8 protein-coding genes are annotated in these 11,936 nt (G+C 50.3%); 1 reads left to right on the top strand and 7 read right to left on the bottom strand.

What is annotated here, in order from left to right; all coding sequences use genetic code 11:
• Positions 1 to 132: 132 nt before the first annotated feature.
• The 7 genes from FAY32_RS05865 to FAY32_RS05835 all read right to left on the bottom strand — a co-directional run bounded on the left by FAY32_RS05865 (position 133) and on the right by FAY32_RS05835 (position 10,480).
• Positions 133 to 1,668 (bottom strand): multicopper oxidase family protein, encoded by a 1,536-nt coding sequence (locus FAY32_RS05865; protein ID WP_143462520.1) that lies wholly within the window; start codon positions 1,666 to 1,668, stop codon positions 133 to 135.
• Positions 1,669 to 2,331: 663 nt separating this feature from the next.
• Complete coding sequence (locus tag FAY32_RS05860; protein ID WP_143462519.1) at positions 2,332 to 4,125, bottom strand: heavy metal translocating P-type ATPase; 1,794 nt, start codon at positions 4,123 to 4,125, stop codon at positions 2,332 to 2,334.
• Between the two features lie 530 nt (positions 4,126 to 4,655).
• Entirely contained in the window at positions 4,656 to 6,104 is a 1,449-nt protein-coding gene (locus FAY32_RS05855; RefSeq protein WP_143462518.1) for a collagen binding domain-containing protein, read from the bottom strand.
• 151 nt (positions 6,105 to 6,255) lie between these two features.
• A complete protein-coding gene (locus tag FAY32_RS05850) occupies positions 6,256 to 6,660 on the bottom strand; it encodes an iron-sulfur cluster biosynthesis family protein (protein WP_143462517.1) in 405 nt (134 codons plus the stop codon).
• Between the two features lie 827 nt (positions 6,661 to 7,487).
• The gene (locus tag FAY32_RS05845) at positions 7,488 to 7,856 is read right to left on the bottom strand and encodes a GntR family transcriptional regulator (RefSeq protein WP_143462577.1); all 369 of its coding nucleotides are present in this window, start codon (positions 7,854 to 7,856) and stop codon (positions 7,488 to 7,490) included.
• 39 nt (positions 7,857 to 7,895) lie between these two features.
• Complete coding sequence (locus FAY32_RS05840; protein WP_143462516.1) at positions 7,896 to 9,707, bottom strand: FtsX-like permease family protein; 1,812 nt, start codon at positions 9,705 to 9,707, stop codon at positions 7,896 to 7,898.
• Positions 9,708 to 9,718: 11 nt separating this feature from the next.
• Positions 9,719 to 10,480: an ABC transporter ATP-binding protein gene (locus FAY32_RS05835; RefSeq protein ID WP_143462515.1), complete on the bottom strand. Its 762-nt coding sequence runs from the start codon at positions 10,478 to 10,480 to the stop codon at positions 9,719 to 9,721.
• A 212-nt stretch (positions 10,481 to 10,692) separates the two neighbouring features.
• Here FAY32_RS05835 and FAY32_RS05830 point away from each other — a divergent pair, with 212 nt between their 5' ends.
• On the top strand, positions 10,693 to 11,643 hold the full coding sequence (locus FAY32_RS05830; RefSeq protein WP_143462514.1) for an aldo/keto reductase: 951 nt from the start codon (positions 10,693 to 10,695) through the stop codon (positions 11,641 to 11,643).
• The last annotated feature ends 293 nt before the right edge of the window (positions 11,644 to 11,936 follow it).

Below are 11,936 nucleotides of genomic sequence, written 5' to 3'. Positions count from 1 at the left end.
CTGGCGGCTTCCGAAACGTGCTCCGCGAGCCAGACTCCTGCGCTTAGTACAAAAAGACCTCCTGGACGGCTTTGCCGACCAGAAGGTCTTTTTCCACTAATGCTCAGAGTCTTAACGGCTCGCTCCGCACTCTTACATCTTCATCCCCATCTTCTCATACGAACTCATCCCGGCCAAATGGAGGTCCTTAACGTCGATGCCGCGTTCCTTGGCAACGGCGTTCATTAAGGTGTCCATGTCCATCAGCTTATAGGTCTTAGGATGGTCTGGATCGTAGGCTTCGATTTGGGCCATCATGCCGCCATCTTCGTGTTCGATGATGTGGCAATGGTACATGTAAACACCGGTATGTTCAAACCAGACCTTGATGCGAACCGTTTCACCGGGGTTCACACCGACCGTGTCCTTGAATCCGTGTTCGTTCGGGTATGGGGCCTTGCCATTTCGCGAAATGACTAAGAATTGCGTGCCGTGCATGTGGAAGGGGTGGACCATGCCGGCGCCCATGTCGTTGGTGTTCGTGACGTCCCACAGCTCAACGTTGCCGACCTTTTGCCGGGCGTCGATCCGTTGCATTTCAAATTTCTTACCGTCGATCATGACCTGTTCGTCCATCCCGGACATGACCACTTTTCTGACGGGCGTGTCTGGAGTGACGTCAGGATTGGGAATATCCACGAGGTGTTCTGGCAAGGTCACGTCTTCGCGTTGGTAGTCGTGGATTCTGAAACGAACCAATGGCACATCATCGCTATACAGCGTGACGGTCTGACCCGGCTTAATTTTGCCAAAGTCCACGATAATTTCCGCCCGTTCCGCGCAGGTCAACATGAGGTGCGTGAACGTCACGGGTTCTGGCATAACGCCGCCATCTGAGGCAATCTGCGTAAATGGCAGGTCGTCACTAAAATGCAGCCGCCATTCACGGCGATTAGCGCCGTCTAAGATTCGCAGGCGTAGCCGTTGGGTCGTCACATCAAAGTACGGATTGATGGTCCCATTGATCATTGCCGTTGGCCCTTGCACACCATCTGGATCATAGTCGGCAGTGTAATCCCACTGATTGTCCTCATGGAAACGCCGGTCTTGCAGGACCAACGGGATGTCATCGACCCCATAATTTCTAGGGAATGGTAATTTTGCTTCTTGTTTGTCAGTCACAATGACCGTTCCCGCTAGGCCATGCCAAACTTGTTCGGCAGTTGATGGACATGGATGTGCGTGTAGCCACAGTAAAGCCGCTGGCTGGTCGACCTTAAAGTCGATGTGCCGCGTTTCTCCGGGGTAAACGGGTGCGTGACAGCCACCATCGGTATACGGTCCCGGTACGTTCAAGCCGTGCCAGTGGAACGTCGTCAACTCTGGCAAACTGTTCTTCAGGTCAATGTGCATGGTCTTCCCCTTGGCAAAAACCATGGTTTGGCTCAACAACGTGCCATTGTAGCCCCAGGTCTTGGTCTTTTTTCCGGGTAAAAGTTGGGTCTCCCCCGCTTGCGCCTCGACCGTGTAATATGTATCCGTCGCCGTTTCTTTGTCCGGCTTTAACAGCGGTGGCACCCGCAAAGGTTGTTGCGGAATATCTGGTTCCTCTAGCGGAATATAACCCCCGTCGTGCGTGTTAAATGCCGCTTTATCAAAGAAATAATCCGTGTAAATTGATTTTGTCATCCTGTAGACTCCTCCACAATTTATTTGGTCATTAATCGGCCGTGTCCCTTACATAATTATGATACCGCATTCAGCCGAACTGAGGAAATGACTCATCAAAATTTCCATCACAAATTAAAAAGTGACTGACCAACATCATGGCCAATCACAAGTTAATTTTAAACGGTCAAGCTAAAGGCTGAAAAACAACATACCCGCTTCGTTCCAGTATGGGTAAGCAGTCACACACACCGTTGAATTGGTTTAAATCGGACGCACTGCGGCTGCTAGGGATTCCGCCCTGCTATGGGGACGCTTCAGACTGGAAGAACACCAGTCTTCTCACTCGCCCCATCCCTGGCCTCCGCCAGCACCGACTGTGTTTTATCACGCCAACAGCTGTAAATCACGGTTACCTAATATTTTTCAGCCTTCTCGATAACGATAATTATGGTTAGACTCAGTGTCGTCTAAGAACACCATGTAAGCCGAGAGGTCGGCAGAGATGGGCTCAGGCGCGTCGTTCTACTAAGCCAGTAAGTGATCTGCTTACTGGCTTAGTAGAAAACCAAGCTTGGAGACTCGGCACTTTCGAGACTTCAAGTTGTGTTCGCACCGATCCAGCCCATATCTGCCGACCGGTAAGGCGACCCCAACCACCATGTTGTCCAAATCAAATTCAACCTACTGATCCTTACGGGCACGGAGCGCGTAGAGAATTGTGACCGTATCCACCACTTCTTGGAACACGGCCCCGATGATCGCCGGAATAACCCCAAAGCTGGCAATCACCATCAGCACCGTACAGATAATAATCCCGATCAAGACTGCTTGCCGGGCGATTCGCATGGTCCACTGGGCAATATCACGCGCCGCACTGACCCGGGTCAGGTCATCTTTAAGTACCACGGCATCGGCCGATTCACTGGCCGCCGTTGCTCCATGGGCGCCCATGGCAATTCCCACGTCAGCCGTCGCCAGTGATGGGGCATCGTTGATCCCATCCCCCACCATAGCAACCGGTCGTTGGTCGGCTGGCAACTCAGCCAGCACGTTAATTTTATCCGCGGGCAAGCACTCGGCATGCACTTGGTCGATTCCGACTTCAGCGGCGATCTGCTTGGCAATCGGCTTTCTGTCACCGGAGATCATAACCAAGTTGTGGACGCCTAACCGGTGCAGGTCAGCCATTGTCGTCTTCGCTTCCGGCCGTAATTTATCACTAAAACTAATGTAGCCTTGATAGATTCCCGCTGCTGACACATAGACCGCCGTCTGGTTAGCCTTGTCTATTGGCTGGTCCGTGACGAACTCCGCCTTACCGGCTCGCACCGTCTGACCGTCAATTGTCGCCTGAACCCCCTGGGCCGTCGTTTCATTGACCTCGGTCGCTACCAATAACTTTTCAGTTATCGCGGCCACTAAGGATTGCGCCAACACGTGACCGGAATGCTGTTCGGCACTCGCTGCCAGCTGCAATAGTTCCGCTTGCGGAATTGCCGTCACGGGGACAATCTGGTCGACAACCAATTTTCCTTGGGTAATCGTCCCGGTCTTATCAAACGCAAACGTCTTGACCTGCGCCAATTTTTCCAAAGTCGTCCCGGTCTTCACAATGATGCCGTTTCGACTCGCCCGACTCATCCCAGAAATCAATGCGATTGGCGCTGCCAAAATCAAAGGACACGGCGACGCCACCACGAGGACTTCCGCAAACCGAACAGGATCACCAGAGAATCCCCAGGCGATCCCCGCAATCACGTAGGCCAACAGCGTAAATGGTACCGCGTACCGGTCGGCCATGCGTACGAACTTCGCCGGCTGCGACTCCGCTTGTTTGACCAGCCGCACAATGTTTTGGTACTGACTGTTGTCAGCCGTCTGGTCCGCCTGCAGGTAAACGGAGGCTTCCCCGTTAACACTCCCGGACATGACCGTCTCGCCAGCTTGCTTGTCGATGGGGCGCGCTTCACCAGTCAGTGAGGATTCGTTGACCGTGGTTGGTCCCGTTAGCAACGTCCCATCGACGGGCATGACTTCGCCAGGCCGGACTAGCAACCGATCCCCCACCACGACCTCATTGATGGCCACGTCCGTAATCTCATCGCCCGTAGCCCGGTGCGCGGTTTGTGGTGAATTGTTCAAAAGCTCCTGTAATTCACTATTGGCACGTCGAGCTGCAAAGTCTTCCAGGGCATCGCCCCCGGTCAACATCAGTAACACAATCAGCGCCGCCCAGTATTCGCTCACGGCTAAGGTGGCAATTACCGCCGTAATTGCCAGCAAATCGACACCAAATTTACCAGAACGCAACGTCTTCACCATGTCGACAAACATCAGTAGGGCCAGGAAAACCCCCAGCACAGTCACTAAAATCTGTGCCCAACCCGCCTGATGATTAACAAACTGTAGCCATAACGCAATGGCCCCCAAAACAATCACAAACCAAAATCGTTTATACTCTCGTAATTGCTGCATGAAATCTCCTCCTCGGAAACCCCTATATTAATCGCGGGCGACCATTGCCACTCGTTCATTTTACATCGAGTATACCAAAGCTTATGACACTTTTCACATTTTCATAATCTAACTTGATTATTTATGGTCACCCTTACTGAAGGATAACCACTAAAATCCCGTCTGCACCTCCTTTATCAGGGAGAATTTGAGACCATAACGGGTCGCGATTTAAGTTTAGCCTAGCAATGTTCCTATCTAAAAAACTGATTGGCCTCTCGATAAACACATCTTGAAATTGAAAGACACTCGCTTGACCAGCGTCGGAACAAATTATGCGGAGGCTATCAGCAAAGACCTTAGCTAAATTCGACCTATTGGGTTTGGTGGGCACCACCGCACCATGGTCCTCGTAGATAAAAACGAGCACCCAACACCCGTCCCATCAAGGGTTATTGCCATTTTTCAACTTTCACCCTTGGACTACTCATCAAAAAAACGTGTGCTCACCCATTTCGGTAAGCACACGCGCGATAATTTCAATTTAAATTTTAAAAGTGACGCCGAATGACTGCTGCTGAGCCCAGAACCAGCAAGACGATGCTCCCACTCAAGACCGCCAAACTATTAAGTTGGTCACCCGTTTGTGGCAACTTCTTGTTCGTTTTAGTCGTTGTCTTGCCCGGGTGCTCCGTTGCCGTGACACCAGTAACTTTAGCCGCCTTGACCTGGGCCTTTTTAGCCTTAACTTGATTCTTTTTGGCCTGGTTCTTCTTGGCTGGCTTCTTTGTAGCCTGGTTAGTTGTACTTTCGCCCTCTTTATCTTCACGGGCCGTTTCTTCAGCATCGGTTTCAGTTCCGTCGTCAACATCGATGGTTCCCGTGGTGTCATCCTCTTCCTCTTCAGAAGTTTCGACGCCGTCCGTGTCGCCACCATTGTTTTCGTTGCCGTTATTATTCCCGTTGCCTTCGTTACCACCGTTGTTTTCGTTGTTGCCGTTGCCTTCATTACCGCCGTTGTTCTCGTTACTATTGCCTTCGTTGTTGTCACCGCCACCAATGGCGCCGTTGCCAGTTGATGAGGAAACTTTCCCGTTGGCCTCTTCGGAGTGTTTACCACCAGAGGTTCCGCCACCCCAGGTCATGATGGCCTTGTTCTTAAACTTGTAACCGGAATGGATCAAAGACGGTTCAGTTACCTTGGTATAGTAATCAATTGTCACTAAATTGCTGACCGTATCGTTAAATTTCAACGTGAAGCCCTGGTCGGTATATGTAATTTGGTAATCGGCAGACGTCATGGCTGGCTTCTCCCGCTTGTAGTTTGTTGCATCTACCCAATAGGCATTGCTGACGGTAACGCCATGAATCATTTCTTGATGGTCACCAATCGTATCGGTAATTTCCAAATTCTTCATGATAATTTCTTGCCGGTTGACCAAAATTGTCCACTTAATGGTGCCGTCGTCCTGAAGTACACCCTTCTTCGATAGGTTTGCTTCATTAGTGACGATATTGATGACCGAGGTGCTGGTCTGGTTGTCCTTCAGATCAAAAACAACATCCTTCTCACCGGAATCATCGCCCCGATACTTGGTCGCCAGGTTGACCGTCAGCTTATCGTTGGTCTTGCCTTCGAGGGCGTTGTTCATCGTCATCACAACTTGACCATCGTTAACCACGGCTTTTCCAATAACGGTGCCATCTGTATCCAGCACGTCAAACGTGTCCCCAGGCGTCTTAGCCTTTAAATTAGCGGGTAAGTCCAACGTAATCGTATCTCCATTATGAATGGGGGTACTCCCGAAATCCAACTTATACTGAATATCGATGGTATCGGCGTGCTTAAAGTCCGGTCCGTTCGTGACCTTCGCCGATGTGGTAAATTCAGCCCCCTTATGATTGGTTGCCGCCTTCACTGGGACGGTGCTAACGACCAGCAACACCACTAAACTTACTAGTCCGATTAGTAGTTGCCAGACTTGATTGTTCTTTTTCAAAAAAATCCCCTCCTGTAACCTTTTCTACTCCCGAATTATACCCGTTAGTTGTTTGACTTGGCAATCGAATTTGGCGGATTTCATTGGAAATCACAAAAAAACTGGCCACCACGAGAAAAATCTCGTCATGGTCAGCTTTAGACGCAACACTTTAGCAGATTCGGGTACCTAGCGTTTGCATTTCTTTCTTTAAGTCTAAGTCTGATTTTTCCGCGGCGGTATAGGTAATCAACCCCACCGCACTATCCAAAATACCGGTATCATCGCGTAAAGCCAACTGGTTGTAGACCCGGTCCAAAATTAGCCCGTTGCCCAAATACAATTCAGTATCCGCGTTCGTCATTAAATTCAGCCCGGCATCATTGTCAACGGGAATCGTGTAGTCCGGATCCGCCGCCGTTAGGGAAACGAACTGGAACTTATCACCAATGGCACAGCTCCCACCCAATGTCGAATACCGATTAGAACCATCGTCCAACGCCAACAGAACCGTGGCATCTGGCTGTAAGTGTTGCGTTAGGTAAGCCTTCGCAGCTTCTTTAATTGTGATTTTCATCAAGCTTTCCCTCTTTCTACCAATCAATTGTACACAAGTATTTATACCGCAATTGTCAGGCAAAGTAAACTATTTTGCTTACTAAAAGATAGTTGGAGTCCATCGGGACAACTGACTTCAGTCGCACTGCTAAAGGTTAAAAGTTGAAACCCCTGTCCCGCCCCAGTGGGTGATAAGCATTCGTGCCATTAAGTTAGACTAAATTGGTGCACTACGGCTGCCAGGGATTCCGCCTGCTGTGGGGACGCTTCAGCCTGGAAGATCACCCATCTTCTCGCTCGATTTGAAGCCACGAAAAGCACGTGTCTCCAAAGTCGCCCGTGGTGTAAGCTGGCACTTCAAAAAAGCGCCAGCTAACACCACTTTCACGGCCGGCTCCATCCCTGGCCTCCTCCGGCACTGACTGTGTTTTATCACAACAACAGTTGTAAACACCTACCGTTACTTAGTGTTTTACCCAAAGCGTTAACGACAGTTATAGATATTCTCAGAGTTGTCTGAGCGCACAATATAAGCCGAGAGGTCAGCAGATATGGGCTCAGGCGCGTCGTTCTACTTAGTCAGTAAGTAGTTTTCTTACTGGCTTAGTAGAAAACCAAGCTTGTAGACTCGTGGTTTACGAGGCTTCAAGTTGTGTTCGCACCGATCCAGCCCATATCTGCTGACCGGTAAGGCGACCTAACCACCATGTTGCCCAGTTTTTAGTGCCACTGTTATTACTAGAACAAACATGGCCCGTACATTGGAACCTTTAGTACTAAAAAGACTAGCGAGTACGCCACGTAAAAACGTGGGTGCTCGCTAGTCTTTTTTAGGACGACCCGCAATCACTGTTCGTAACTGTGTCTGACCAGGTCGATCAGCTCATCTTCAGACAAATTGAGTTTCTTAGCCTCAGTCGTGAACCCGTCAACGAAGCGTTCCGAGAACTGGGCCCGGCGTTTTTCTCTGATGGTCGTTTCGGCCGTGGCGGTGACAAACATCCCCACACCGCGGCGTTTCTCGATCACGCCTGCTGTCACCAGGCGATTAATTCCCTTCAAAACGGTCGCGGGGTTGATATGAAATTCCTTAGACATTTCTGTCGTGGACGGCACCTGCTCGCCGGCCTGATAAATGCCGGTAAAGATGGCTTCTTCCACCTGTTCCGCCACCTGCAGGTAGATGGGTTCCGGACTATCGAAATTAAATTTCATCATTCATTTCCCACATTCTTTGTGAACTCGTCTTGTCGGTTAATCCGTCGTGGTTTTTGGCAACACGATCCGCCAGTATAGCGCCAGCGTAATCAGATAGTAAATGACGTACAGGCCAATAAAGATCAGGAAGGTGCTCCCAATCCCCAGATAGGGGCTCATTGGCGCTACCATCAGGGGCTTAAACATCTGTAGACCGAACAAGACGTCGATTACCCCCATGATACCAGGAATTAAGAATAAAATCCCAATTTCTTTTGCAATCCCCCAACGCATGAGGTTTTGCCGAACCCCAACCTTGTAGAGCATCCGGTACCGGCGTTGGTCACCAGGTGCCCCGGAAAGAATCTTAAACATCAGGCAGGACGCGAGCATCGCGAGGAAGGCAATTCCCAAGAAGTAGCCCATGAACTCAAGGCCACCGAAGAACGCGTTCATCATTTCATAACCTTGGTAGCTACCGACCGTCATGTTGGTAGGTGGCGTGAATCGCTGGTTTTCCAGCTTATTCAATTGCTTCAAGGGCTTCATATCTTGCTGCAGGTCCTTGACCCGAATCGTGGTAACCGTCACCGTTTTGCCAGTTTGTTTAGCGAACTGCTCAGCCGATAAAATTTTTGGTGTATAAGCCCCCACTTTGCCTAATGCTAACGCCATGAAGTTCATGTCCTGGGTTCCAGACTTTTTAAATGCTTTCAGTGACTGAGTATACAAGTGCGCTTCTGGTTGACCAGACTTCTTATACCGTTGCTGTTCAACGGGTTGCTTCGCAAGTTCATCGGCGTTGTAGTAGACGGTCTTGCCCTGCCGCTTCTGCGTGTAGGTTGCCGTGTAAGCCACGTGTAGTTGATCCATCAGCTTTTGTTCGGCTGGTGTCTTATCATGAATCGCAATGCTGTAGGTTCCCAGCGTCTTGGCCATCATAGGCAGTTGCTTGTGGTAACCAGAACCGACCGTAATCGCCCCTAACGCCATCGCAAAGAGCAACGACACAATCGTCAGCATCCGTGTATAGTTGTGTACCCGGAAGTTGAGTTGACCCAATAGGAAGCCATTTAAATGTTTCTTGGCCCAAGCCGTGTGACGTAACCCGCGAATGATCACCAGGATCGTTGCCCGGAACAATAGATAGGTCCCTAGCGTAATCGTCACCAAGGCCAATGGGATCGCCGTCATTTGCAGTGTTTTAATGGCTGCCAACGCCCAGTAACCGATCGCCAGGAAGACAATCCCCAGTGTCCCCTGAATCAGTTGGCGGAAGGGCTTGACCTTTGGCTGGTTAGCCTGTTCGTCGCTGTGTAACAATTTCAAGACGGTTGTCCGGGTCAGACGTATCAGGTTAAACAGGGAGGCCAAAATGAATAGCCCCACGTATAACACGGCCGTCGCAATGATTGCTGGCACGTAGACTGCAGACAGGTGGGCCAAATGAAGGCCCAACATGTTCAGCAGAAAGCCAACTAAGAATTTGCTCATCAGGAGACCCAAACCGATACCAATTGCCGTGGCAATCGCCCCCAGAATCAAGGTTTCCAAGAAGACCAATTCACCGACCCGTTTGCGCGTGGCACCCAACATCATGAAGAGGCCATAGTCGTGCTGCCGCATACTAAGCAGAAAGCTGTTGGCATACATAATGTAGACCACCGTAATCAAAATCAACAACACCGCCCCAAAGCCGAAAATGAGGCTGGCTTGGGAAACGACCGCGTTGGCCTTAATGAAGGCCCGGTTGGTGGCCAAGTTGGCAAACATATAGAAGATGGCGGCTGACATGGTTAGCCCCGCCAACAAGACCAAATAGTCTCGACGCCGGTTTTTAATTCCGGCTAGCGCTAATTTTCCTAACATCATCCGTCCCCCTACTCGTTAAACGTGCCCAGTTCATTCAGAATCTGTTGGTAAAAGGCGGCGCGGTCCTGACTTCCCCGTTTGAGTTCAGAACCGATCTGACCATCCTTAATGAACAGAATTCGTTGACAGAAGCTAGCTGAAAATGGATCATGCGTGACCAGCAGCACGGACATCGCTTGCTTCTGGTTGATGGTCGTCAAGAGATCCAACAGCTCACGAGCGCTGGTTGAGTCCAATGCACCGGTTGGCTCGTCCCCCATCAGAATCGACGGATGATGAACGATGGCCCGCGCAGCAGCAACCCGTTGCTTTTGACCACCAGAAAGTTCGGCCGGATATTTCTGTAACAGATCAGCAATCGACAAGGTCTCTGCAACTTCGTGAATCGCTTGGTCCATGACCTTGGAGGCTGTCCCTTTCAGTGCCAACGGTAAGCCAATGTTTTCTTCGGCCGTTAAGCTTTCTAATAAATTGAAGTCTTGAAAGATAAAACCGACTTCTTGGGCCCGAAAATCAGCGAGTTGATTGCCGCGCATCTTGGTCACATCATGGCCGTTCACAATGACATCACCCTTGGTGGGCGTGTCCAGTGTAGACAACATGTTTAATAACGTGGTCTTCCCGGAACCAGATGCACCCATAATGCCGACGAATTCACCCTCGGCGACTGAAAAGTTAATATCTTTAAGCGCCTTGTATTGGCGTTCATTTGCTTTACCGTAAGTTTTTTCTAAGCCGTGGACATCCACGACCGTCGTTGCTGTTGTCATTTTAAAATCCCCCGTCAGTGTATTGGTTAGTTACTTGTGTAATTAACTATAGCGGTTCGTCAAAAATTGTCAACCACTTTTTGCCAAGTCGAAGGGTCAACCCGCGAAATTCCAAGGGATTCGGTGTACAATTATTTTTGTAAAGCGTCTTAACCCCACCGTAACTTTTCCCTTACGGTATGGGTAAATTTGATCAAGAAGGAGTTTTTCTGATGAAGCAATTACGCTTAGGTGGCACCGACTGGCAGGCTTCTGCCGTTGCCTTAGGTATCATGCGAATGGCCACGATTTCCGTTCCGGACGCAGCCAAGGCACTCCAAGCCGCCCACGAAGCTGGGATCACTTACATTGATTCCGCCGACATTTACGCCGATGGTCAATCCGAAAGAGTCTTCAAGGAAGCGTTGAAGGAATCCGGTCTCAGCCGCGATGACTTCTACATCCAATCCAAGGGTGGCATTGTACTAGACCCAGCGCGGAGCCACGATGGCTTAGTCTTTGGCAAACGCTACGACTTCTCTAAGCAGCACTTGTTAGACGCCGTTGATGGTATTTTGGACCGGATGGGACTGGACTACTTGGATGCCTTTCTGCTTCACCGGCCAGACCCACTGATGGAACCAGAAGAAGTTGCGGATGCCTTCAACACCCTACAACGCTCCGGTAAAGTTCGTCACTTTGGCGTATCTAACTTCAACGTGCAACAATATCAGTTGGTCCAAGAAGCCGTTGATCAGAAGCTGATGTTCAACCAACTGCAATTTAGCGCCGCCCACGCCCAAATGATCACAGAAGGCCTGCGCGTCAACATGGACGATGCCCCAGCAGTCACTGACGGTGGCTTGCTAGAATTCTCTCGGCGCAAACACGTCACGATTCAAGCTTGGTCACCTTTCCAATACGGCTTGTTTGCCGGCATGTTCATCAACGATCCGAAGTACCCCGAACTCAATGCGGAACTCCAAAAACTAGCCGATAAGTACGGTGTCTCCAAGAACGGTATCGCGACCGCTTGGATCTTACGCCACCCAGCTAACGTCCAAGTCTTGTTAGGAACCATGACCCCGGCCCACATTAAAGACAGTGCCGCTGGTGCCGATGTTAACTTGACGAAGCAGGAATGGTACGATATCTACTTTGCCGCCGGCAACTACTTGCCATAAATTGCCGCCTTACCGTTCGCCAAATTTGGCTCACTCACGGCTACGTAACTGGTAGGCCAAAACTATGGTTAAATACTGTCATACCACCGATTGATTACATCGGTATTAGGGTAATCAGCTAACGTAACCGGAGGAGGTCAGAGATGTAGCCAGCTGTGTCGACGGTGTTAGCCGATTTTCGGCTTAGGGACGTGTTTGGAGACCGGTGATTTTCCGGGCTTCAAACCGAGCCGGAGGACCGTTTCTCAGGCCGCAGGCGATTGGCTTAGGGTCTGCTACCCCTTGCCGTCTAG

The sequence above is a fragment of the Levilactobacillus enshiensis genome, assembly GCF_007115095.1.
Classification (GTDB): domain Bacteria; phylum Bacillota; class Bacilli; order Lactobacillales; family Lactobacillaceae; genus Levilactobacillus; species Levilactobacillus enshiensis.
Note: the sequence above shows the minus strand (reverse complement) of the source record. Positions and strands in the feature narration are given on the sequence as shown.

What these genes read in the sequence shown, in the direction of transcription:
- FAY32_RS05840 (WP_143462516.1), bottom strand. Translation starts at nt 9,707, where the DNA reads ATGTTAGGAAAATTAGCGCTAGCCGGAATTAAAAACCGGCGTCGAGAC.
- FAY32_RS05860 (WP_143462519.1), bottom strand. Translation starts at nt 4,125, where the DNA reads ATGCAGCAATTACGAGAGTATAAACGATTTTGGTTTGTGATTGTTTTG.
- FAY32_RS05845 (WP_143462577.1), bottom strand. Translation starts at nt 7,856, where the DNA reads ATGAAATTTAATTTCGATAGTCCGGAACCCATCTACCTGCAGGTGGCG.
- FAY32_RS05865 (WP_143462520.1), bottom strand. Translation starts at nt 1,668, where the DNA reads ATGACAAAATCAATTTACACGGATTATTTCTTTGATAAAGCGGCATTT.
- FAY32_RS05830 (WP_143462514.1), top strand. Translation starts at nt 10,693, where the DNA reads ATGAAGCAATTACGCTTAGGTGGCACCGACTGGCAGGCTTCTGCCGTT.
- FAY32_RS05850 (WP_143462517.1), bottom strand. Translation starts at nt 6,660, where the DNA reads ATGAAAATCACAATTAAAGAAGCTGCGAAGGCTTACCTAACGCAACAC.
- FAY32_RS05835 (WP_143462515.1), bottom strand. Translation starts at nt 10,480, where the DNA reads ATGACAACAGCAACGACGGTCGTGGATGTCCACGGCTTAGAAAAAACT.